This is a genomic window from Candidatus Peribacteria bacterium (assembly GCA_023038255.1).
GTDB lineage: Bacteria > Patescibacteriota > Gracilibacteria > Peribacterales > Peribacteraceae > CALREJ01.
Genome location: CP082927.1, coordinates 1,055,085 through 1,078,686 on the forward strand (window position 1 = coordinate 1,055,085; position 23,602 = coordinate 1,078,686).

Genomic DNA, 23,602 nt, shown 5'->3' on the forward strand with positions numbered 1-23,602 from the left:
GGGATATGAGTCTGAAAAGGGAAAATGGGCTTATCTTCGCCAGCCTTTTCCTGCACCAGCATACCGCCATGCCATTTCAAAGATCTGACGCTGTGTTTCCGCCACCTCCTTACTCTCAATAATCACACCAAACATGTCGCTATTGCCACGGAGTCCCGAATCAAACGAACAAATGGCAACCTTGTGATCGTACACGTTGATCTCATTGGTGAAATCGAACTCCTTGGCAGGAACCAGACGGATTTCACGGATTTTGGCTTTATCCTCTCCATGTACCGCCTTGCCGGTCGCATCATCCGGGGCAATACCACGGAGATGAATACCGCGTTTCACGCGTTCATCTACATACTCAGCGTCATACGCAGGCCAGAATTTTCGGACAACAGTGGAGTTGGCAAAATTCAGCAGCTCTCCCTTCGCAGTCAGAGTATCTTCATAGACCCGGCGCACACCTTCCCACCCTTCGAAAAACCGGACGCGCGGCTGACGGAATTTGGATCCCTGGAGTGACCGCAGTTCAGGCAGTGCTCTCTCCAGAGCTTGTGCATTTTTCTGCACTTCGAGAGACAGATATTCCGGAGCAACCGGTGCATACCATTTGCCGCGCACTTTCTTCACATGCGTAAATAATCCGCGATGCACGAGTGCTTCAAGAGAATTATACGCAGTAATGCGATTGAGCGATGTTGCTTTTGCATAGTCCGATGCAGGTGCAGATCCTATCTGCAATCCAGCGAGATAGAGTTCCGATTCTTTGTCGTCGAGTCCGACAGCCTGCAGCACGGGAAGAAGATCTTTTGCCATATATTATGAGTGTATCAATATGTTACCAAAATGAACAACACAAAGATTTTATCTATAAAATAAAAAATCATAATACGAAAAAACGTTTACATATAGATAAAAAATGAATGTGTACTTATGTTGTAAAAATAATGAACTGATCAAAATTTCTCACACAATAAAGATTGATGATCGGGTGATGTGCACGTACAACCTCGACAATTATTTTGATTGCCATCTCTCAATTTCATCCCTCATTCCTCCATCTTATTCCCCCCACTTTTATGACAGACAAAGATGTTATCGCTCTTGCGAAAAAACACAAAGCCACCGTGCTCGATCTCACATTTGTGGATGTACCCGGCACGCTGCAACACACAAGTAAGCCGATCCACGAACTCGAAGATGTACTGCGTGACGGAGCAGGGTTTGACGGGTCGAGCATCCGCGGATTCCAGCAGATTGAAGAGTCTGACATGCTCCTGATCCCCGATCCCAATACGGCAATTATGGACCCGTTTACAGTGGAACCGACTCTCTCGATTCTCTGCGATGTGCGCGAACCGGGTGCCAAAGATTTTTATCTGCGCAGTCCGCGCACCATCGCACGGAAGGCGCTGGCATATCTGAAAAAGACGGGCATTGCGGATACGGCATACTTTGGACCCGAAGCGGAATTTTTCATCTTCGATCATGTCAGTTACAACTGCGCGAACCACACCGCACACTACGAAGTGGATTCCGAAGAAGCCACCTGGAACTGCGGCAAAGGTGATTGTGAGAGTCCGAATCTTGGGTACTCCATCCGTCACAAAGAAGGATATTTCCCGGGCGCCCCCACAGACAAGCACCAGGACATCCGTGCCGCGATGGTGATGGAAATGGAAAAGGCCGGTATCCGCATCGAAACATTTCACCATGAAGTGGCAACGGGTGGGCAGGCAGAAATCGACATGCGGTTTGATGAACTCCTGGTGATGGCCGATGCACTTATGCGTTACAAATATATTGCACGCAATGTTGCTGCAGAATTCGGGAAAAGTGTGACCTTTATGCCAAAGCCATTATTCGGTGATAACGGCTCCGGAATGCACACGCATCAGAGTTTATGGAAGGCGGGAAAGCCGCTGTTTGCAGGGAAGGAATACGCGGGCCTGAGTCAGACAGCACTCTATTACATGGGCGGCATTCTCAAGCATGCACAGGCATTGTGCGCTCTCTGCAATCCAACGACCAACAGTTACAAGCGCCTCGTCCCGGGCTTCGAGGCTCCGGTGAATTTCATCTACTCCGCCCGCAACAGATCTGCGGCTATCCGTATCCCCATGTACTCGCAGAGCCCGAAGGCCAAACGCATAGAGTTCCGCTCCCCCGATCCCGCAGCAAACCCCTACCTCGCATTCGCGGCTATGCTGCTGGCTGGACTCGATGGCATCAAGCACAAAATCAACCCCGGAAAACCGACGGATGAAAACCTGTATTCCATGGACCCTGCCAAGCTTGATAAAATTCCCCATGCCCCGGAAGACCTGAGCGCTGCACTCGATGCACTGGCAGCGGATCATAGCTTCTTGCTGGAAGGAGGTGTCTTCACCAAAGAATTCCTCATGGATTACATTGCAGGAAAACGAGCCGAGGTGAGCGCCGAACGCATGCGGCCAACCCCGCACGAGTTCTTCAGATATTACGATGTCTGATGGTTTGACAGATATATTAATGGTTCTATAGTTGAATAAGCTGAAAAGCGAGCTGTAGCGCTTCTTCAACCGCTCTTTGCCTTCGGGCAAAGTGAAGAAGCCAGTACAGCGGCCAGTGTTTACTCCTGAACACTGGCTTCTTTTATGAAGCACGCAGTCTCGATTTCATGCCGCCCTTCTTCGGCTTAGCCTTATCACTCCGCCCCATTACAAGTGACGACGGACAATCTTTCTTGAACACGCACGCTCCACACTGTCTCCCCCGTGCTGTACACACCGCCCGCCCGTGACTGATCAGAAGTGTTGTCACCTGCCGCCATTTTTTCTGCGGCGCCTGTTCCATCAGATCGAGTTCGATACGCTTCGGGTCATCGTATTTACTTAAGCCGATTCTCTGGGCGAGGCGCTGCACATGTGTATCCACCGCAATGCCGAGATTTTTATCGAAGACAGCACTTAGAATGACCGACGCTGTCTTGCGACCAACGCCCGGAAGTTCCAATAACTCTTCCATAGTATCCGGGACCTTGCCATCATGTTTCTCGATGATCATGGCACACATGCCACGGATCGATTTTGCTTTCATGCGGAATGTGCCACATGAATGAATGTCATCCTCCAGCTCCTCAACCGGAACCCGGAGATAATCTTCCGGCGTTTTGTATTTCGGATACAGAATGGTCTCGGTCACGATATTCACACGGGCATCCGTGCACTGCGCACTGAGAATAACCGCGACCAGCAGATCCACCGGCGTGCGGTAATGCAGAAAAGTTTTCGGAGGCGTATAGAGCTTTCCGAGCTTTGTAAGCACTGTGGCCATTGGAATGCCGTCAGGCCTTTTCATGCAAAAAGTATACCCCTGTCTTCTGGAAAATGTTGCAGGCACACGAAAGAGTTTTTAGAATCGGCATATGCGTTTTCTGATGCTCATAGGAATCGGCCTGATTATTGCCGGAGGAATCTATTATGTAGTCATCAAACAACAAGAAGGTGTGCAGCAGAACGTGGAAACCGCACAACAGGAAGCAATGAAGCAGGCAGATGCCTATAAAGAAAATCAGGCAAAAATGATGCGTGAACTCGGACAGTAAGTCCCCGCACAATGTCTATAAAACTGTCTGTCGCATCATGCTCATTTGAGTATAATCAGCTCCCATGCTTCCCCCGCTGACAGTTTTCGACACGGAGACAACTGGTCTGGACCCGAAAAAAGGTCACAGAATTGTTGAAATTGCCGGTGTGCGGATTGAGAACGGCATCATAACGGAACAGACATTCAGCAGCTTCGTGAATCCTGAGCGCGAGATTCCGCTGGAAGCGCAGCGCATCAATCATATTTCCAATGACGACGTGATCAATGCACCGAGCATCATGACCGTCCTGCCGGAATTTCTGGAATTCAGCAAAGGCTCTATCCTCTTTGCGCACAACGCCGCATTCGACAAAGGCTTCCTCGAAAACGAAAAGGACTTCTGTTGGGGATACGTCGAGCTTCCGGAAATTCTCTGCACCATGCGCCTCAGCCAGAGCCTGTTCCCCACACAATTCCGTCACAACCTCGATATTCTGAGCCAGCGCTTTGAACTGCCGTTCGAAGGCGGCCGCCATCGCGCGTTGCCGGATGTGATCCAGACCGCGAAGATTCTGATAAAAATGCTGAATCACGGAAAAATTTCCTCGATGGATGAGCTCCGCAAAAGGGCGGGGATGGTACAGATGGCAGCACGCTAAGTATAGACTCCGAGCAGACTGTCGTCGTACAATATTGCTATGCCTGAAGTGGCCGATACAACAGCGAATGAAGGCAATCACCCTTTTGATCCCGCAACAGAGACATGGGAATCCCTCTGCAAGAATCCAGAGCGGTTTTATCAATTGTATCTTGCTAATGAAGAAAAGGGGGCGCAAGCGATGCGCGCGGTATCTATGACAGCAGCCAGCATTGCGACAATTGATAGCTTACATACTCTTTCATTTGAGGATTTTGTTCGTTGCTATGTGCACAATGAAGATATGGGGCGACATTTGTTCGGATCTTTGTCTGGAAACACGAAGCCAAGTCGACTGGTCGATTTTTTCCGAAAAAGTATAACCGGCATTGACGGCGATACAGATATCCTACGATATCAGTCCTAGCTTCAAATCTCATCGCTTTTCCCGTACACTGCCACCATCTTTGATTATGGCCAATTTACCAATTGTCACCGGCGCCGATACTCCTATTCTTCGCAGCAAAACGAAGAAAGTTCCGCAGGTCACAAAAGAACTTCTAAAGTTACTCAAGGATATGGAGGACACAACGATTGCCGCTGATGGACTTGGCCTGGCCGCCCCGCAGATCAACCGCACGGAACGCGTCTGCATTGTCCGCATGGGGAAGAAGCTCACGCCGCTCATCAACCCCGATATCACCTTCCGCAGTACCGATACTGAACTTGCAGAAGAAGGCTGCCTGAGTCTGCCCGATGTCTGGCTGCAGATCCCCCGCTCCGTTTCTATTGTCGTCAGTTACCTGAATGCCAAGGGTGAACAGCAGGAGCGCATGCTCGAAGGAATTGATGCACGCGTGGTGCAGCATGAGGTGGATCACCTGGAGGGAAAACTTATTGTGGATTACCCACAGAGCGGAAAGGCATTGTAAATTCTTATAGCTGCACAGGGACTGACCACCCCCGTCTGTGCAAAATACTGAGAAGTTTATGACGCACTCTTTCGCCGCGCCAACGTACAGTTGCCTCGTTGCGCCCTGTTTGTATTGCAAAGTCTTTGAAAGACTCATTATGCATCATGGCAAAAGCTAGTTTACGGTCAGTCTCATCATGTATTTCAGACAGGCACTGTTGCACCTCTTCTTCCTGCAAATGTTCTTCAAGTGAATCCTGGGCGATGGCAATCGCTCCAATGCTCAAATCAGTAGCGTTATCGGCTTCTCTGGAAATTGAGAATTTCTGCCTTTTTCTTTTCCGCAGAAGATCTAATGAATAATTGGCAATAATGAATACAAACCACGGCATGAAACGCTTACTGAAATCGAAAGCTCCACTGTGCTCTAAGGCCCGTATCCAGCACTCTTGGACAACATCCTGTGCCTGCTGCGGATCGGGCACCAATCGCAAGGCACGATACAAAGCGGCATCGCGGCATTCCCGTTCAAGAACATGAAAAGCCTGCTGATCACCATAACGGACATAACGGAAAAATAACTTAGACTGTTCATCAGGGATGTTCTCCTCAAGAATTGGACCTACTAAAACCGTCATATCCTGAGAGACAGTGTGGGCATCCAGAGAGCCTTGCGGTTCTTCTGTAGTTTCTGGAGTGGCCACTTCCTGTTCCAGGAGTGATTCCATATTGGGGACCATATAATCACTACACATGTCAAATATCAAGAGCATCGCTAAGACTAGACTAAAATAGGGTGAAAGTTCATTTTTGGAATGAAATACCCTCTTCCTTGTAGATGGAATTGCAAACAGCTGGAAAACCGTCAAAATCCTCTGCTATGTCCGCTATTGAACATCAGACCGTAGAGGCTACAGGCGCTGAATCGACACAGCTGCTACGCAAAGATCAGGAGCTATCGCGCGTCAGAACGGCAATTCATACTGCCATCTGCACCAGGCTGGGGAAATCCTGGAAAGTAAGTAGCAGCAGTATTCAGGGAACGACACCCTTGCACCGCGACGGGCAAGATATCAGCACGACACACCTCGATATTGTAGAAATTTTTGACGATGTTGCCCCCATTCTGGGACTCAATAATGCAGAGCCCAGCAGAGCGGAAGTGCGCATATTCCAACAGGCTACGGTAGCGGGTGCGACTCAGTATTTCACAAATCTCTATAGCACCCGTCTCCCGCGTACGGGAATGAGCTGAACAGAGCGATTTCCATTTGCCGATCCACGCCTTTTTCCGCTACTCTTTGCCAGAATTGCTTATGGCAGAACTTGAAGTCATCATCGGCCTGGAAGTGCATGCGCAAATGAACACGAACACGAAGATGTTCTGCGGGTGTGATAACGATGCGTTTGGAAAAGAACCAAACACGACCGTATGTCCTGTGTGTATGGGACACCCGGGAACACTCCCGGTGCCGAATGCCGAAGCTGTCAGCAAAGCGGTGAAAGCATCTCTCGCGATCGGCTGCACTATTGCCCCTGATTGTCATTTTGATCGTAAGCACTACTTCTATCCGGACCTTCCGTTTGGGTACCAGATTTCGCAGTACGACTTCCCGCTCGGAAAAGGCGGCGCCGTCCACTACGACCTGCGCGATCCAAGCGGCAGAAAGCTTGCCGAGAAAGTCTGCGGCATCACGCGCCTGCACATGGAGAATGACGCCGGAAAGCTGAGTCACTATGGCGACACCACGCTCTGTGACTACAACCGTGCAGGAACTCCTCTCATGGAAATTGTGACCGAGCCGGATCTGCGAAACGCCGACGAAGCCGTCGCGTTCGCACAGGAACTCCGCCGCATTCTCATTTCTGTGAATGCATCGGAAGCGGATATGTTCAAAGGCATGATGCGTTTCGACGCGTCGATTTCTCTGCGTGAAAAAGGAACAGAAAAACTGAATCCCCGCAGCGAAATCAAAAACCTGAACTCCTTCAAGGCACTCGAAAAAGCGCTGCAGTACGAGGAAAAGAGACTGCGCGATCTATGGGAAGAAACCGGTGGCCCCCTGAAAGGAAACATCACCGTCGGTTGGGTGGATGATGCAGAAAAGACACGCATGCTCCGCGACAAAGAAGACGCACAGGATTACCGCTACTTCCCGGAACCGGACATTCCGCCATTGCATTTCGACGCCGCCGACGTTGCAGCGGTGAAAGCATCGCTCCCCGCCCTCCCCCGCGACCAGCGCGAGACGTATGTCCAGCTCGGACTGGAAGAGGCAGCGGCTCTGCAACTGACCGATGACAATGCACTGCGCACAATTTTCGATGCCGTGTTCCAGAAGACCAACGACATTAAACGGACGTCCGGCTTGGTCCTGACACAACTGCTCGGATTTTTGAAAGCGGAGAACAAGACGATTACAGATGGACCGGATGCTGCACGCATTCTTGAACTTGTGGAAGCAATTGATGCCGGAACTATCAGCGGAAATGCCGGCAAAGACGTCCTCGCAACCATGATCAAAACCGGCAAAAATGCCTCCACGATTATTGAGGAAGGCGGCATGAAACAGATCTCCGATGACGGTGCGCTCGGTGCGATTGTTGATGCTGCGATCGCAGCGAATCAGTCGTCAGTTGAAGCATACAAAGGCGGAAAAGCTGCGGCACTCGGTGCAATTGTCGGATGGATTATGAAAGAGACCAAAGGCCAGGCGAACCCGGGAAAGGTAAATAGCCTTCTGCAGGAGAAGCTCCGGTGATACGTTTATCTGTATGAAGATAGAAGATCAAATAATGATCGAGAGTACAGATACCCCTTCGCAATCCCTCACACGATTGGGGAAAATATGGTATGCACTCACCACAAGAAAACGCATACAGCAGCAAAAAATGATTATACGGGCGGAGGCACTGGAAACACTTCGTTTCCTCGGCGATTCTGTTGTTCTGGCCTTTTCGTCCCAATCTTCTATCATGGATACAGAAGATCTCCCCTCTCACGCATTACTTTTTTCTCCTCTCTCTCATGAAAAAATATCTGATGATTGCGGGCCTGGCTCTCACGCTGGCAGCATGTAACACGCAGACAACGACCGATACGGACACACCATCCATGGGCAAGCGCATGCCAGTAGAATGGGTAGCCGTAGACACCGGTGAAAAGGTGGGCGAAGGCGATATGCCTGTCACCAAAATCACGCTGCAGGTAGCGGCAACCAAAGAAGAGATCTACAGCACCAGTTGTATGGGAACAGCGTCTACAGAGCTGCAGGACGTTGCAGGCAGCATTGCATCCATCCAGTGCTGGTGGGCAGGTGGAGGTGACCAGTATGGCGTCTTTATTGGCGAAGCCGAACAGCTGACTGTCCGTCACCGCACAGTGGACGAAGAGGCAGGATTCGGCGCATGGGAAGAGGTGGCGCAGCAGTAAATATCAGAGGATTATCAGAAAAAGCCCGGTCACAGGATCGGGCTTTTTTGTGTCCTGCCCCGCGAAGCCTTGAGGCGAAGTGGGGTTATCCAAGAGCGATCTCGACGCGTCTGAATTCCTCCAGCATCCGCAGATTGATCTCCTGCAGCAGGTTCATGTGCATGTCATGATCGTTGTTTTTTACCTCGTAGACGACGGTAAACGTGATGGCCGCTTTGGAGATTTTCGTGAGCGTGACGCGGTTATAGTGCAGCGGCTCAAGCGAATCGATAATGCCGCGGATAATAGTCTGTACCAGGCGCAGCTTTTCGACAGAGGTATCCGGCGCAACGAGGATATCAAACTCCACATGGCGCTCATTCATACGGCGGTAATTCCGCACTCTGGCCTGTGTCAGCTCCTGGTTCGGGATAATCACCTCCTCTCCCTGTACAGCCTGGATACGCGTGGTCTTGAGGCCGATTTTCCGGACAAATCCGCTGTGATCGCCGGTCACAATATAATCCCCCTCCCGAAACGGCTTGTCGAAGTAGATGGAAAACGAGCTGAAAATATCCGCAAGAATTCTCTGCGATGCGAGCGCAAACGCCACCCCGCCGATTCCAAGTCCTGCAATAAGCGAGGTAACGTTCACACCGAGGTTCGAGAGAATCATCAAGGTGCCGAGAATCCAGAGAAGAATCGACAGCACATTTTGGAAAATCGCAGGCGGTTTCTGTTCGCTGCCTGTCACGTGCATGAAATGACTGAGCACATGCTCAAGAATTTTCTGGACGAGGAGCACACCCAAAATGACAACCAAAAAGAGTGAGACGGCCGCTACCAGATATTCAATCCGGGGTGGCAGCATGAGCCAGCGCAAAGCAATGACAAGAGCGAGCGAACCCCACACCAAAGAAGGAATCTTCTGTACGAATGTAATAACAGTACCCAGAACAGTCTGATCGGCCGTAAAAGTTGGTGACCGCAAACGCTTCAGGACAAACGGCAGGACCTGCAAAAAGACAAGATACAAAACCAGGAATGTGAGGAGCGACAGAAGCAAACGCTCAGCGGAATTGCCGTATATGCCGGTTTCTAAGAGGGATTGGATAGTGTTTTGCATAGCAAAGAAGTATACCAGACCATCACGGAAAGGGCGGAAAATCAGAAGAATAATCAGTCCGAATCCGCCGGTTTTTCTTGGATGTCGGATGGGAGTAATCCCGAAATGTCATCAATGTAAAGGCGCCTTTCAGGAAACTGAGTGAGAATGCTATCGATTGCCTGTCGCACCCTGTGCCTGTTTGCTTCTGGAATGCCTCTGCGGATCATTACCTGTTGTACGGCGTAATCCAATGGAATAGTCATCGTATTCAGTGCATTGATCATACGGTGCTGAGGGGGAAATTTGACGCATTCTAGGACTGCTTTTTCTGCAATCAAGGGCACCGAGTGTTCAGAAAAATAACAATAGGCCATAAAACAATGGACTGTCTGTGCTACAACAGCGAAAACAGGATGGCCGAGAAAGTAAGAAAACAGGCTACTTTTTGAACACCAAATGTATTCAAAATATAGTTTCATATCTCCGTCCAGCACACTCAGTTGCGTATTTTCCCCATAAGCGTACGATGACGTGATTTGTTCAGCACAGAGCGAACAGGTCACTCACCCACTCGGGGAATCAGGACACACACAACAAAGACAAACACAGTTCTTTTGATCCCCATCGGATCACCCCGCGAAGCTCAAAGAGCGTAGTAGGGTAACTCCACCGCAAGCTAACAGAGAGAAGGATGATCGTGTGCTTTGGCACTCGTTCCTCCCGGCCACACACCTGCAACCCTTTGCATACATTCTGGGTCTAGGTACGTGATTGTTAAGTCCGCGCTCATCCTCCTCTCTGCTCTGTAACGTTCGTGCGGTCGATGTGAGGTCGCTCACCGTACGCAGCCCCTTCTCTCCCCAGTGTTCCCCTTGGCCCTGTGCCTTGTTCGTGGAACCGGTACGGGGACTTCGTCAGGTCACGAGGAGAAACAAGAGACCAGAGCAAGGCAGAGAATCGAGGACTCCTCTCCTCAGTCAACCTTCATGTATAGGTAGCTCAATGTTATATTTATAACGTCGATAGCTACGAAGGACGACAAAACAAAAACAAAAAGGGCCCACGCAAGTGGCCTTTTTGTTATAAGAAGAAAATTGTTTCCACTTCCTCTCTCTCCAGTGGGAGTGTGGGCGGCAAGGAGAGGGTGGCCCGAAGGGCCGGAAGAGGCAATCTCTACTTCGTGACTCTCGTCATATACAGCCCCGTCTCCGTATTCACCTTGATGATGTCCCCTTCATTGATGAAGAGAGGCACGTTCACTTTAATGCCAGTTTCCAGCTTGGCAGGCTTGTTACCGCCAGTCGCTGTATCACCTTTCACACCCGGAATGGTTTCCACCACTTTGAGGTCGACTGTTGCCTTAAGCGTAATACCAATGGGCTTTTCTTCAAACACCAGTGCGTCCACTTCATTGCCATCCACCAGGTATCCGGCTCCATCACCAATTATCTCGGCGGGGAGATCGAATTGATCGTAGTTCTCACTGTCCATGAAGGTGAACATGCCATCGTTGCTGTAGAGGAACTGCACGCGGCGGCGGCCGACGTCTGCTGGCTGAATCTTTTCACTTCCCTGGAAGTTACGGGCAATAATCGCACCGGTCTTCAGGTTCTTGAGTTTGCACTGCATGTTCGCCTTATCCTGGCTTTTGCGGCCGAAGACGGACGTGAGCACAACGAACGGTTCGCCATCAATCTGGATAGCGCGACCCGGCTTTAACTCTGTAATTTCGTACATAGGGATTTGGTGAAAAGGGCCAAAATTCTAGTCCGAGAAGCCTATTTGAGTCAATACACCCCATCAAAAGAACCCTAAAACCAGAAAGCAAGAAGCTAAAAGCTTTTTATTGAGCTCCTGTACCACTTCCCGTCTCCACAGATTCGTCCTCAATAAACTGCTCCACTCTCAAATTCTGGATAGCCGTGCGGACAACCTGACGGAAGACGTCATTATCAGGCATATCGCGGTAGAGGCGGCGCAGGAAACGGCCCTCGTCCGGGGAATCGGCGAATTTCTTGATTTCGACGCGCAGGGCGTTGAGGCGGCTGTTTGGCATGGTGTAGATATCAAACACACGACGCAGCGCTCCCTGGACTGCCGTTTCCAGCTGGGATTCGGTAAGCGGCGTGTAGGATGAAGAAATGACAATGCGTGGCGTGTCTGCATCTGCTGATGCTGCCGGCGTCGGGAGATAGTCGGCAATCTGACGGGCGATATCGTCTGTCAGAACGGTGCCGCTGCCGTTTGTTGTCTGCTTCAGTGCGGTTGCAACCTGTGTAAGCAGTGAGAGTGCTTCTTTGCGCGCATCCGGCTTCAGGAGGTCTCCGCTGCCACTCTGGAGCGATGGAAGATACGGTGAGAGCGTCTTCAGTGCGAGATGCATCTGATCGACATCGTTGTTCTGAATGGCTTGCTCGAGCATGTTGAGTGTATCGACAAGGAGTGTGCCGCTCACATCGCGTTCGTCGAGTGTGTCGTTTGGCAAAGCAGCGCTTGCCTGGAGCACTGCCTTTTTCAGAATGTAGAGCTGATCATCCGGCAGAGCCGCGCTCAGCTGTGCTGCATTTTCCGCAACGGTGCGCTGGACCAGATACTGGACGAGCGTATCCCCTGTTCCGGATGCAACGTCGATGAGCGTCTGACGATATTCATCAAGCGGAATGCTGGCTCCGGAATCACCCTGGATGATAAGAGCAGCTGCTTCGTTCAGACGGATGCTTGCCTGCTGCAAACGCTTCTCCACTTTTGCGGCGGGGTCGAGCGTGAGGAGTACATCCACGGTTTCTGCAACGCGCTTCACGGTATAGAACGGTGACGTTGGCAGAATTCCCGCTTCTGCAGCGCGGCGCTCCTGCTGCAACTGCGCGAGTTCACGCTGGTGCACGCTGTCACGTCCGAGGTTCTGTGCCACCCATGTTCCTTTGTATGCATTGATAGGAAGATCTTGCACCACCAGTTTGCTGCCAGGTGTCAGTTCCACAAATTCACCGGCAACGAGTGATGCTGCCTGGCCTTCATGCACAACAACTGCATGTCTGTCCCAGACTTCTATGCGGACAGTAGTGCCCTCCACAGCCACGGACACACTCCCCCCGTGCATCGTGATGGTTCCTGCAGGAGTGGCAACAAGGAAGCCGCGGACCTGGTCCGGCAGAAGTGCCTGCAACCAGACGGTGCCGGATTCAACAGTGAATGTCGGGGCATCGAGCTGTGTCGACGGCTGGTCGGACACATCATTGAGCGCAATAGTGGTGTGCGCATCGAGACGGACGTTTCCATCATCGTGCATCATCAGGGTTGCCTCTCCGTCTGCGGTGCGCAAATTCATGGCTTCATGCAGTTCGACTTCCTGTGTCACCGGCTGCCAGAGTCCGTGGGATGACAGTTCTACGCCAGTCGGTGTGGGATCAAGAATAACCGCAGAGACTGCGTTCGACTGTGGTGCCAGGAACAAAAACGGGCTGGCACGGAGCGCAAGCGCGACAATAACAAATGCTGCTCCCCACTTGGTGACACGCTGAAAGAACGGTACGGGTGTCGGCGGAATCAGGTGATCGAATACAGAGCGCTTGATGCGCGCCTGTACCGATGATGTTGGTGAGAGAAATGCATGGATGCGACCGAATACAGACGAGACCCCCGGCATGGAAATACGATCGGAGATCTGTTCTCTCAGATGATTTTTCTGCTGCGCGTCGGGAGATGATTGTGTTTTTGCCTCGCTCAGAATGGCCGGCCCCTGGATGCGACGCTCGAGAATGGAGCGGACGCGTGCATGCTGCTCCGTGGTCGGAGCAAGTTCACTCGCCAGCTGCTGGATACGTTTTTCGAGGTCCATGTCGGTTATTAAAACGTGGGAAAAGGGCTTCTGTTACGAGTCTTTGACAATTTCCGGGGGGAGAAGGGATTCCAGTTTCCGCAGAGCCCTCAATTTGAGGATTCTCACCCCTCCAGCAGTCATATGAAGCACTCTGGCCACTTCGCTGTACGGCAAATCGCTCACATAGGTCAAAAGCAGGATTTCACGGTACCGGGTGGGCAATTGGTCCAATGCATGGCGGACAATGCGCAGGGTATCATTGCGCTCCGCTCGGCCTTCTGTACGGTTAAAATTGTCCAAATCAGGAATATCCTCAGGAACTTCATCAAATCCTCTCGCTGATCGATAGGTATCGATGACGCTGTAGCGGGCAATACGAAAAATCCAGGCAGCAAAGGGCACCCCCCGCTGCGCTTTATACGTATGAATCTTTTCCCAGGCTTTTACGAAAATATCCGCCGTCGTGTCCTCCGCCACTTCCACAGGCAGACGAAACGCACAGTACCGGTATACAGGTGTGAAGAAATGGTCATAGATACGCCCGAAAGCATCCGTATCACCATCCTGGGCCAGAGCGATAAGCTTTTGCAGCTCCGCTTCGTCGAGAAGTGGAGGAATCATGAGGACATAAGTATAGAGCCCGGCCTTCGCTAAAGCTACGACCAGTCATGTATGTGCTCGATAAGACACACATTTTGAAAAACTCTGACAAAGATTATTCCCACTCTATCGTAGCTGGTGGCTTGTTTGTTAGATCAAGGAACACACAATCAATGCCCGGAAGCTGCAGGATTTTTTCTGTCATGTTCTTGATGACCTCATCCGGAAGGGCAACCGCATTGGCGGTCATGGCTTCCTGAGATTCAATGGGACGAAGGACGATCGACTGTCCCCCTTCACTCGTTCCAAAGGGAAGAAGCACGACCGGGAACTGCCAGATTTTTTCGTAGAGTCCGGCGCGATGCATTTCGTCGTAGACAATATCGTCGGCGTCGCGGAGGAGGTCTGCGCGCTGACGCGTGATGTAACCGGGAGTGAAGACAAACTCCGGCGGTGTGTCGTGTGAGGTGCACTGAAGCACGCGGTTGAAGGCGCGGTTTGCATTGGGGATCGAGGTCGCGAGATCCATAAAATGCGGCTCGACGTGGAATGGTGTTTTTGAAAACAGCGCAACCGCATGACGGTAGGTTCGACCATCTCCCTGCACACCGACAGAACGAACGGGCAATGCCTTATGCGGAATAGCGAGATCAAGATCGGCATCAGGATCGAATGCTTGTTCGGCACAGAGAATGCGGACACCGAGTCCCGGACCCGGGAACGGATGGCGCCAGACAAGGTCGTGTGACAGACCGATTTCTTCGCCAAGCTTGCGGACTTCGTCTTTGTACAGATCCTTGAGCGGCTCGATGACCTGTCCGGCATCAATCATTTTCTGCACGGCATCTACGCGGTTGTGGTGCGTCTTGATTTTGTCTGCATGCTGCGTGCCGCCGGTTTCGATTGTGTCCGGGTAAATAGTCCCCTGACCGAACATCCAGCCGTCTTCCATCCGCAGGTGCATTTCTTCGCTGACGCGCTTTTGCACCGTGAGGAATGTTTCGCCAATGATGCGACGCTTTTCCTCGGGATCGTAGACACCTTTCAGATTTGCAAAGAATTCTTCGGATGCATCGGCGACTTCCAGATTTTCGATATCAAAGAGATGGAACGCATTCATGATCGCGCGTGCCTCGTTCTTGCGCATCATACCGGTATCAACCAAAAGCCCCTGCACACGGTGCGCACCGAGGACTTCATTCAGGACTGTAAAGGCAACAGAAGAATCCACGCCACCGGACACCATCATAAACACGCGCTTGTCCCCGACATCTTTCTTCACCTCGTTCCCGATGCGCTCAGCGTAGCTCTTCAGATTCCAGGGTGCGTGATCGGTCAGGTTTACAAAGCGCTGGAGAATCTCAGATCCGTGTTCGGTATGTACCACTTCAGTGTGGAACTGGACGCTGTAAATTCTGCGCACCTCATCGGCCATAGCGGCGTTGATACAATCAGAGGAGCTTGCAGCGGTGATGAATCCGTGCGGCAGGCGTGTGACTTCATCTCCATGAGACATCCAGACGACAAATGTATGCGGGAGTCCTTTGAAAAGTGCCGTCTCCGCTTTGACCTCAATAGGCGTGCGTCCGTACTCCTTTGTCTTCCCGCTGGTCACTTCACCTCCGAGCGTGTGCCCGATCCAGTGGTGACCGTAGCAAATACCCAGAACAGGAATACCCAGCTCGAGGATCAAAGGATCGGCCTGCGGGCTGCCTGCGTCGTACACGCTCTGCGGACCTCCGGAGAGGATGATTCCCGCAGCCTCTTTCAGATCCTCAGCCGGTGTACTCGGCGGACGGATTTCCGAAAAAGCCCCGGCCTCACGCACGCGGCGTGCAATGAGATGGGCGTACTGTCCCCCAAAATCCAGAATAACGATGCTTTTTGGATGAATAGGGGCTGACATAGGGGGATTGTACGCACCCTACCGCCTGGAGGCAACGGGCAATCCAAGGGCAATCAGCATCCATACGCTGTACGCAATCGCCGCATCTTCCCATGCATGCAAAAAGAGTGCCGCAATACTCACGCCCACAAACATCAAACCTACTCCCCATAACCCATAACCCATAACCCATAACCGACGCAGAATCAGCCCGATCAAAGACAGATATAAAATGAAGCCAAGAACTCCAAGCTCAACTCCAATCTGCAGATACCAGTTTTCCGGCAAAAACGGACAGCCGCACAGACGTCCTGTCGGCTGCACTTGCTTGTCACCCAGAAACACACACAAGTCCGCCCGGTCTTTCGCCCAGGACGGATCGTCTTCGGGGCGGAGCATCACACATGTATCAGCCGAGCGGTTAGTGGCGGGACCTGCGGAACCAAGGCCCATGCCCAAAGGGTACTCGATCATTCTGCCGATAGCCTCGATAGGCCGGTCGATGTGACCACGTGTGGAGGAGATACGGAGCAGTGCCGTTGGAAAAAGTGCGACTGCTGTGAAGACGAGAGCGCCACACACAAAGACCGATCCCAGCAAACGCCCGCGCGTCATGTGCGCTTTCACAAACGGATAGAGCGCCATCACGATGATGACGAATGCGCCGATCCAGGCAGCGCGGGAGAAAGTCAGGAAGAGAGCAATAAGAACGAGAGCCAATAGTGTCATGCTGAGGACACTCGAAGCATGAACACGCTTTAAGGCAGCCGGCGTCGACCCTTCGAGCGACCTCAGGGTGACACCTGTGACAGCAATCGCAATCGGAATCAGCAGCCAGATCCCCAACTGATTCGGTCCGCTGAACGTCGACTGGACCCGATGCAGCGTCGATCCCCCGATCTGCTGGAACGCAGCGAGCGGCTTGTCTGCAACGTACAGAGAATGTAGATCGGAATACCCGAGCCAGTAGAAGAAACTGTCGGGGAGCAGAAGCGAGAGAATGCCGTACACAGAGACAATCCCGCCCACCCAGAGAATGGCGCGGAACGCAGTCTCTTTGAACCACGCAGACCAGTGCACGCGGCGGAGAATCAGGAGTGCAATGAGCGGAATAAGATCGTACTTCACGCCCAGTGCAAACTGTGACACTGAAAATTCCGGCTGAAAATCAGAGACCAGAAAAGAAAGTCCGATGATGATTGCGATGAGTACATCGATGACATCAAAATGCCGTCCGATAGACTTCAGACTTTTGACTTCAATAAGACGGGTGATGTATTCCACGCATGCAATCAGCAGGATGATGCCAAGCACCCCTTCTTTCCATATAGCCAGCTGCAGAAGCGGCGCCTGACCGGGGCCTGCAATCAGTTTTGTCAGAACCGTGACACCGAGTGCATGAAACGGCAGGAGCACTATGAGGAGCAGAGCCAGCCATTCGCGGACACGCTGAAGCATAGGACTATGATAGCGAATCATCTTTAAACAGCTATATCATGAATTGTCAGTATTCGACTCTGTGGAGATGAAGGTGATGGCCGTGGATCATCATCACGATCGCGATCATCGTTATCATCACAATCATCGTCATCATCTCTGCTGTCGGGCAAGGACAGAATAACATCCAGCAATCCAACCGATGCCTGTATGATACTGGCAATACGTATGATCTGTTCAAAAATACGCTGATGCACAGCATTGTTTGCACATAAAGAACTGATCTCCTGTGACTCTACTCGCTCAGAAAAAAGGGAGATTTTCTGAAGCAATGTCCGGATATTTTGCTTCACGAATCCGGGAACGCCTTCCCCGTCCATCTCATACATCTCTCTCATTTCCTGTAATTCCTCAAGGTCCCGCACAATACTATTTCCCTTCCTTCTTAGAGAAGAAAGCGCGAGCACCACCGAATCAGAAGAGCCAGGGTTTTCCATAAGCGCGTCATACTATTCCTGCAATGTTTGTTTGCAAGATTATTCCAAGAATTCCTTATTATGGCTATTATACGGAACTTATTGGAACAAACGCTCTTCTTCGCTCCGGAAAATTTCTCCATGTGCGAGCACGTCTTCGACCGCATCAATACAGCGGGCGCTGACACCCTCTCCATAGAGTTTTGGAGTCTTGCGCATCTCTTCGTTATTCCAGGCAAAATCAATCATACGGCGGATGAGGGCACCGTCGACGGGCGGAGCAATCAGATTGCCTCCGGCGATGGCAGATTCACTGCGGTCGGAACCGTAGCGGAGTGTGACACACGGGACGCCAAGCACGTTCATTTCTTCCTGCATGGAACCGGAGTCTGTCGCGCAGACGGCAGCCTTGCTCATGGCAGTCATAACATCCGTGTAGAGCGGCCAGACCGCAGAGTAGATAAAGTTCGGATGAGAAGTTTTTAGTTCTTCCACTTCTGCACGAAGACCGAAGCGGTCGAAGGCGGCCTCTGTCTGGAAGAGCGAAATGAGCAGCACTGTTTTCCCGTCGAGGATGAGTGATTTCATTGCATCGTAAATCGCGCGGAAGCGACTTTCAGACATACAGTTCTCGCGGCGGTGAATGCAGAAGCGGACAAAGTCTCCGTCTTCGAGTGCGGGATAGCGTTCAAAAATATCGGATTGCTCTGCGTTTTTCAGTGCATCGAGCGTTGCATCAACCACGGAATTACCGACAACAAATATGCGATCATCCGGGAATCCTTCGTTTTCCAGAAACATACGATCCAGTTCTACAGGCGCCAGATGGACACCGGTTCCCGCCTCAGCAGCACGCGTATTGAACTGCTCCGGATACGGCTCCTGACTGCCCCGTTCCCAGTTAGTGCTGTCCATCAGAAACTCACGCCAGAGAGCGACATCAAAATGAGAGACATCGTCGAAGGCCAATCGCTCATCTGCAAAGCGCGGCGTAAGCGTGCGGATACCAGCCTCCACGTGCACTGATGCAAAGCCGTTGCAGTACCCTGCATTGCTCGCAGCCATCGCAGTGGTGGTGTCGCCGTGGACGTACGGAATGACGATCTTGTTTTTTGCTTTCAACTCCGCAATCACAAATCCCAGCCGTCCGATAATCTGGCTGACCACTTCGTGCATGCTGCCGCGAACGTTCAGGTTAAAGTCCGGCTCGACCCCGAATTCTTTCAGCATTCCCCCGCTCAGGTTTTCGTCGTAGTGCTGGCCGGTGTGGCCAAGCAGCACCAGATGTCCGCGGTTCTTGAGTTCCTTGTAGAGCGGAACCTGCTTGATAATGTCTGGTTTGGTGGCAATCAGAATAAGATGGACGTGCGGCTCAGGATTGGCTGCAAGGTCATCAAAAAAAGTCGGTGAACGGTAGGTAATCTCAGTCATGGAACAGAGAGTAGCAGATTATCGTCCCTCTTTCTGCTTCATATTTCGCAGTTCTGCGAGATAGGTGCGAAAGAGCTCAGGAGTGAAATCTTCCAGCAGACAATCAGGGAACACATCGCGCGTTTTATCTCTCGTGTAACCGCTCATCACACTATTGATATGTTTGAGGTCGGTATCGCCATCGCCGGTCCGGATGCGTAAATCCAGTTCTCGCCAGGCAATGCCCTGCTGCGGAAGATCCAGGAAATCTGTAAAAGGACGACTGGTATCTGCTTTCCAGAGTTCCCGCGCACGATCTTCTTCATCCGGTCCGCTGTAATCCATCATGAGTGATACAACCATTCCCTTGCGATCCTGTGTAATATCCATAACCCGCTGCATGACATCCATCATCGACGGCGCCTGTTGCGTCAATCTTTCTTTGCGCCCCATGTGCACCAAGCGGACATCCTGATTTTCCGGTAGATGTATCCAGTTTGCTTCCAAATCCTGCAGGAATGCTTCGACAACACGAAAAACAGCTTTCTGTTGTCCAGGTGGACGTTTCCAGTTATTCACAGACCACGCCCAGAGCGAAATCAGTCCCACCATCTCATCACGCGCCGCTTCAATAATACGTTTCGTTGCCTCACCACCATCATTGTTACATTCAAAAGCCTGGTCTTCATCTAAATCGGCAGGGTTCACAATAATACCCTGCTGAGCCAATTTCCTCACACCAGCGCGACGATTGCCATCGCAGGTGTGCTCTATCCAAAGGCCGGTTTCAGGGCTGGCAGACATAGGTCGGGCACTCTAGGGATTCTCTGCAAGAGCGTCAATAAAACCTTACACCCGTCCCCCTTCGACGTTCTTCTGTGTCTGGGACGCGCCGAGGGTGACAATGCCTTCGACTTCGCGGATCTGCTTTTCCACCATTCTGTCTCCGTCGAATTTGTAGATGTACGGCGTGCAGAGCCCGATCTCCAGAACAGCAACCTCGTCTCCTGTCAGTCCATCCATATTTTTGATGATGGGACGCAGGCTGTTTCCGTGTGCAGCAATGATGACTGTTTCTCCGTTGAGGATATGCGGGAACACGTACTGCTTGAAAAACGGCCACGTGCGACGCTCACAGTCTTCGACACTCTCTCCGTTTGGCGGACGCGTACTGTAGCTGCGGCGCCAGAGTGTCACCTGATCCTGTCCATACTTTTCCGCAGTTTCGGCTTTGTTGAGTCCCTGCAGATCTCCATAGTGACGTTCGTTGAGGGCGGAATCTTCGATGACAGGAACGTTGATCTGTCCGGTCTGCGTGAGAATAATCGAGAGCGTGTTCTGGGCGCGGATGAGGCGGGATGTGAATGCACAATCAAATGTAAATTCCGCAAGAGCTTGTCCCACCGTTGCGGCGTCTTTGGTCCCCTGTTCGGTTAAAGGCACATCAGACCACCCTGTGAAGCGGTTTTCGAGATTCCACTGAGATTGGCCGTGCCGGAGAAGAATGAGTGTACCCATGAAATGAGTATACAGAGTTCGTGAAGGGATTCCAAAAAAGACCGTTTTTTGCTATAATAATCCGATGTCCAAATTCCACATACACACCCTCTCCTCCCGCCGTTACGGCCACACCGTGCTCTGGTCCATCTTCATGAGCATCGCGATTGTGTGTGCTGTATCTATGTTGGGACGTGCCGCACATAACTTCAAAGCTGCACTGACCGACGCTCCGGACGTGGCGATCTATCTGCTGCTGCAGGATGAAGAGCTGGGCAACACGACATTGCTGCGCATGAATGATGAGGACACCGAGCGTGCGTATTTGGCAGAAACCAAAGACGGTCCGAAGCTCATCAAACTCCGTAAGAACAAACAGTGGATGGTTGATTTTATCGAGCCACTACATCAGACCGCTGACGCAGAATCACCAGAAACGGAAACACCAGCACAGCGTTAAGAATTCTGGGAAGACGACGCGGTTCGCACACCAGTCTCCAGAACCATTCGAGTCCCATTGTCTGGAGCAGAAGTGGAGCGCGCTTTTTTGCACCCGCGAGAAAGTCGAAGGTTCCGCCCACTCCCATCGCAATGCGAACGGATGGCATTTCTTGTAAGTACTCTGCAATCCACAGATCCTGCTTGGGTGCACCGTAGGCGACAAAAAGAATATGGGGGTGCACGTCGTTAATGCGCGCGATGATGCTGTTTGCGTCATGCGCTTTCGGCGTCCCGGCGTACGCACCGGCAATCCGCAGATGCGGGTTTTTTGCTTTGAGGGCCTCCGCGGCTTTTTCGGCAATGCCTGGCGCAGCTCCAAGTAAAAACACGCTGTCCGCTTCGGTGAGCACTGCGCACAATGCCGTGACCGTATCCACACCCGTCACACGCTCCGGCACATACTGCCCGATGTACCGCCCCATGGTCACAATCCCCTGGCTGTCCGGCAGATTTAAGTCACTGCGCTGCAACACCTGATGAAAGGCAGGATGTTTCTGTGCTGCAACGAGCATCTCGCTGTTCGGGGTCATCACATGATGCTGCCGCTCCGACACAAGCATGTCGGCAAGACGCTCGATAGCCTGTTCACGGGTAATAGCATCGATGGGGACGCCGAGGATGGAAATGCGGGACATGTGCGGACAGAATATCAGAGATCGGTTATTATCATGTCCTTTCTTCTGTTACTCTTTCACCATGCGTCTGATAGTCACATTTCTGGCAGCAACAACGGCACTCGTTTTGGCGGGCTGCGCTGCGCAGGCTGAAGTGACGGAAAGCGGTGCGGAGTTTAAAACATCCGGCAGCAGCGCATCGTCCGTTGCCCCTGTCATGACAAAAGTAACCGAGCGTTTTCAGAGCGGCGGCATGCTGCACATGGGCAGTACTAACGCCCCTGTCTCCATGATTCTTTTTGTGAATCACTCAAGTCCGTATTCGCAGCAATTTCACACGACGCTCCTCCCCCGGTTAATTGAAGACTTCATCTCGAAGAACACGCTCCAGATCGGGGTGGTTCCTGTCAGTTTCGCAAAATATGCACAGAGCGATGCGAGCGCTTCCATGTTGATTTGTGCCACACTGCAGGGCAAAGGACAGGAGATGAATGATCTCCTCTTCTCAAAAGTAAATCCGGCCACACTGCAAAAGCAGGTAACAGACATGGGACTGAACTCCGCCACTTTCGCAGACTGTCTGAAAGGTCCGACACTGCAGTCAGCACTTGCTGCCGGAAAAGCGCTCGTAGCATCGTACAATGTCACACTGGCACCGACGTACGTCATTGATGAAACACTGCATGTCGGACTGCCCGAATATGCGGATCTGCGCGGACAGATTACTGCGGCTCTTGCTGACTGATTCGTACAAGTTTTACCCGTGCTGTGGCACCGGACAGGATGCGGATGTGTGATGCCGGTACAGAGAAGATGCCGGCCAGAAACCGGACCAGTGCAACATTCGCCTTGCTGTCTTCCGGGACCGCAGCAAGATCTATCTTCAGACTGCCGTCACTCATCACGTCTTTGATCTGTGTTACTTTTGCATGAGGCCGGACGCGAACAGCCACGGTGATGGCACCCTCTGCAGCAAGCCGCTTGATAAGTGCATCGGTCATGTGTTTACCGGAGTTGTGATTTCCTCCACTTCTGAATCTCCGCATGATGCCCGCCCATCAGGACATCAGGCACTTGAAGTCCGCGGAATTCCGCCGGTTTCGTATAGTGCGGATACTCTTTTTTCCGGTCGAGCGCAGGGCTGAAGCTTTCCTCTTCCGCTGATGCCTCGTGTCCGAGGACGCCGGGAATGTGCCGCGCCACCGCATCGACCAAAACCATCGCAGGTAATTCCCCACCGGTCAGCACATAATCACCAATACTCATCTCCTCATCAATCCATCCCCCATCAATCACCCGCTGATCAATCCCTTCGTAATGCCCGCACACCAATATCAACCATTCCTTCGTCGATGCAATACTCTCCACCATTTCCTGCTCAAGCCTTTTTCCCCGCGGTGAAAAATAAATCCGATACGGCTTCACCTCATCACCCATAACCGTTAACCCTTCAGCCGTAATCTTCTCAATAGCATCCACCAGAATATCCACCCGCATCACCATGCCCGCCCCACCTCCATACGGCGTGTCATCCACCTGATGATAGGCACCGATTCCAAACGACCGGAGATCATGAAAATGGATGTCGAGCTTCCCCTCATCCTGCGCACGCTTCAAAATGGACTCCGTCAGAGGCCCTTCAAACATGCCGGGAAACAGGGTTAAAATATCGATTCGCATAAGAGCGCTTAGTTTACCTGCTTGCCACATCCTCCGAAAGAGAGGCTGCAATCCTGC

General features: G+C 51.8%; 25 protein-coding genes and 1 pseudogene. 11 read left to right on the plus strand and 15 right to left on the minus strand.

Going from position 1 to position 23,602, the window contains the following annotated elements:
• Window positions 1-30: 30 nt before the first annotated feature.
• Window positions 31-804 carry a hypothetical protein gene (locus K8942_05200; GenBank protein UPA22416.1) on the minus strand — a complete coding sequence of 258 codons (774 nt, stop codon included), beginning with the start codon at window positions 802-804 and terminating at the stop codon, window positions 31-33.
• A 263-nt stretch (window positions 805-1,067) separates the two neighbouring features.
• Between K8942_05200 and glnA the strand changes: the two genes are divergently transcribed.
• Window positions 1,068-2,480 (plus strand): type I glutamate--ammonia ligase, encoded by a 1,413-nt coding sequence (glnA, locus tag K8942_05205; GenBank protein UPA22417.1) that lies wholly within the window; start codon window positions 1,068-1,070, stop codon window positions 2,478-2,480.
• Window positions 2,481-2,622: 142 nt separating this feature from the next.
• On the opposite strand, the gene nth is transcribed toward glnA, so the two are convergent.
• Window positions 2,623-3,327 (minus strand): endonuclease III, encoded by a 705-nt coding sequence (gene nth, locus K8942_05210; protein ID UPA22418.1) that lies wholly within the window; start codon window positions 3,325-3,327, stop codon window positions 2,623-2,625.
• A 67-nt stretch (window positions 3,328-3,394) separates the two neighbouring features.
• Here nth and K8942_05215 point away from each other — a divergent pair, with 67 nt between their 5' ends.
• The 4 genes from K8942_05215 (at window position 3,395) to def (ending at window position 5,124) form a co-directional block, all read left to right on the plus strand.
• Complete coding sequence (locus K8942_05215) at window positions 3,395-3,574, plus strand: hypothetical protein (protein ID UPA22419.1); 180 nt, start codon at window positions 3,395-3,397, stop codon at window positions 3,572-3,574.
• Between the two features lie 64 nt (window positions 3,575-3,638).
• Window positions 3,639-4,214 (plus strand): 3'-5' exonuclease, encoded by a 576-nt coding sequence (locus tag K8942_05220; GenBank protein ID UPA22420.1) that lies wholly within the window; start codon window positions 3,639-3,641, stop codon window positions 4,212-4,214.
• A gap of 39 nt (window positions 4,215-4,253) precedes the next feature.
• Window positions 4,254-4,619 carry a hypothetical protein gene (locus tag K8942_05225; protein UPA22421.1) on the plus strand — a complete coding sequence of 122 codons (366 nt, stop codon included), beginning with the start codon at window positions 4,254-4,256 and terminating at the stop codon, window positions 4,617-4,619.
• Between the two features lie 46 nt (window positions 4,620-4,665).
• Entirely contained in the window at window positions 4,666-5,124 is a 459-nt protein-coding gene (def, locus tag K8942_05230) for a peptide deformylase (protein ID UPA22422.1), read from the plus strand.
• A 4-nt stretch (window positions 5,125-5,128) separates the two neighbouring features.
• Here the strand turns inward: def and K8942_05235 are convergent, their stop codons facing one another.
• Window positions 5,129-5,833, minus strand: a complete 705-nt coding sequence (locus K8942_05235; GenBank protein ID UPA22423.1) for a sigma-70 family RNA polymerase sigma factor — start codon at window positions 5,831-5,833, stop codon at window positions 5,129-5,131.
• Between the two features lie 152 nt (window positions 5,834-5,985).
• Here K8942_05235 and K8942_05240 point away from each other — a divergent pair, with 152 nt between their 5' ends.
• From K8942_05240 to K8942_05255, 4 genes are all read left to right on the plus strand, one after another.
• Entirely contained in the window at window positions 5,986-6,360 is a 375-nt protein-coding gene (locus K8942_05240; GenBank protein UPA22424.1) for a hypothetical protein, read from the plus strand.
• A gap of 61 nt (window positions 6,361-6,421) precedes the next feature.
• On the plus strand, window positions 6,422-7,867 hold the full coding sequence (gatB, locus tag K8942_05245; GenBank protein UPA22425.1) for an Asp-tRNA(Asn)/Glu-tRNA(Gln) amidotransferase subunit GatB: 1,446 nt from the start codon (window positions 6,422-6,424) through the stop codon (window positions 7,865-7,867).
• 13 nt (window positions 7,868-7,880) lie between these two features.
• Window positions 7,881-8,186, plus strand: coding sequence for a hypothetical protein (locus K8942_05250; protein UPA22426.1), 306 nt, complete (start codon window positions 7,881-7,883; stop codon window positions 8,184-8,186).
• Window positions 8,134-8,538, plus strand: coding sequence for a lipoprotein (locus K8942_05255; protein ID UPA22427.1), 405 nt, complete (start codon window positions 8,134-8,136; stop codon window positions 8,536-8,538). Before K8942_05250 ends, K8942_05255 begins: the two co-directional genes overlap by 53 nt.
• An 85-nt stretch (window positions 8,539-8,623) precedes the next feature.
• On the opposite strand, the gene K8942_05260 is transcribed toward K8942_05255, so the two are convergent.
• From K8942_05260 to K8942_05305, 10 genes are all read right to left on the minus strand, one after another.
• Window positions 8,624-9,643, minus strand: a complete 1,020-nt coding sequence (locus K8942_05260) for a mechanosensitive ion channel family protein (GenBank protein ID UPA22428.1) — start codon at window positions 9,641-9,643, stop codon at window positions 8,624-8,626.
• A gap of 1,155 nt (window positions 9,644-10,798) precedes the next feature.
• On the minus strand, window positions 10,799-11,362 hold the full coding sequence (gene efp, locus K8942_05265; protein ID UPA22429.1) for an elongation factor P: 564 nt from the start codon (window positions 11,360-11,362) through the stop codon (window positions 10,799-10,801).
• 106 nt (window positions 11,363-11,468) lie between these two features.
• On the minus strand, window positions 11,469-13,463 hold the full coding sequence (locus K8942_05270; protein ID UPA22430.1) for a DUF5667 domain-containing protein: 1,995 nt from the start codon (window positions 13,461-13,463) through the stop codon (window positions 11,469-11,471).
• A gap of 33 nt (window positions 13,464-13,496) precedes the next feature.
• Window positions 13,497-14,066: a sigma-70 family RNA polymerase sigma factor gene (locus K8942_05275; protein ID UPA22431.1), complete on the minus strand. Its 570-nt coding sequence runs from the start codon at window positions 14,064-14,066 to the stop codon at window positions 13,497-13,499.
• A 94-nt stretch (window positions 14,067-14,160) separates the two neighbouring features.
• On the minus strand, window positions 14,161-15,951 hold the full coding sequence (gene guaA / locus K8942_05280; GenBank protein UPA22432.1) for a glutamine-hydrolyzing GMP synthase: 1,791 nt from the start codon (window positions 15,949-15,951) through the stop codon (window positions 14,161-14,163).
• An 18-nt stretch (window positions 15,952-15,969) separates the two neighbouring features.
• Window positions 15,970-17,388 carry an O-antigen ligase family protein gene (locus K8942_05285; protein ID UPA22433.1) on the minus strand — a complete coding sequence of 473 codons (1,419 nt, stop codon included), beginning with the start codon at window positions 17,386-17,388 and terminating at the stop codon, window positions 15,970-15,972.
• 23 nt (window positions 17,389-17,411) lie between these two features.
• Complete coding sequence (locus K8942_05290; protein UPA22434.1) at window positions 17,412-17,864, minus strand: hypothetical protein; 453 nt, start codon at window positions 17,862-17,864, stop codon at window positions 17,412-17,414.
• A gap of 78 nt (window positions 17,865-17,942) precedes the next feature.
• Window positions 17,943-19,274: a UDP-N-acetylglucosamine 2-epimerase gene (locus K8942_05295; protein ID UPA22435.1), complete on the minus strand. Its 1,332-nt coding sequence runs from the start codon at window positions 19,272-19,274 to the stop codon at window positions 17,943-17,945.
• An 18-nt stretch (window positions 19,275-19,292) separates the two neighbouring features.
• Window positions 19,293-20,057: an undecaprenyl diphosphate synthase family protein gene (locus K8942_05300; protein ID UPA22436.1), complete on the minus strand. Its 765-nt coding sequence runs from the start codon at window positions 20,055-20,057 to the stop codon at window positions 19,293-19,295.
• Window positions 20,058-20,102: 45 nt separating this feature from the next.
• On the minus strand, window positions 20,103-20,771 hold the full coding sequence (locus K8942_05305) for a 2,3-diphosphoglycerate-dependent phosphoglycerate mutase (protein UPA22437.1): 669 nt from the start codon (window positions 20,769-20,771) through the stop codon (window positions 20,103-20,105).
• Window positions 20,772-20,835: 64 nt separating this feature from the next.
• Between K8942_05305 and K8942_05310 the strand changes: the two genes are divergently transcribed.
• A complete protein-coding gene (locus tag K8942_05310) occupies window positions 20,836-21,210 on the plus strand; it encodes a hypothetical protein (GenBank protein UPA22438.1) in 375 nt (124 codons plus the stop codon).
• Here the strand turns inward: K8942_05310 and K8942_05315 are convergent.
• The gene (locus K8942_05315) at window positions 21,143-21,886 is read right to left on the minus strand and encodes a WecB/TagA/CpsF family glycosyltransferase (GenBank protein UPA22439.1); all 744 of its coding nucleotides are present in this window, start codon (window positions 21,884-21,886) and stop codon (window positions 21,143-21,145) included. The two genes, K8942_05310 and K8942_05315, sit on opposite strands and share 68 nt — an antisense overlap.
• Window positions 21,887-21,947: 61 nt before the next feature.
• On the opposite strand from K8942_05315, the gene K8942_05320 reads away from it, so the two are divergent.
• Complete coding sequence (locus tag K8942_05320) at window positions 21,948-22,610, plus strand: DsbA family protein (protein ID UPA22440.1); 663 nt, start codon at window positions 21,948-21,950, stop codon at window positions 22,608-22,610.
• Here K8942_05320 and trmD read toward each other — a convergent pair.
• A pseudogene (trmD, locus tag K8942_05325) lies at window positions 22,588-23,545 on the minus strand (tRNA (guanosine(37)-N1)-methyltransferase TrmD). The gene K8942_05320 and the pseudogene trmD overlap by 23 nt on opposite strands.
• Window positions 23,546-23,602 lie beyond the last annotated feature (57 nt).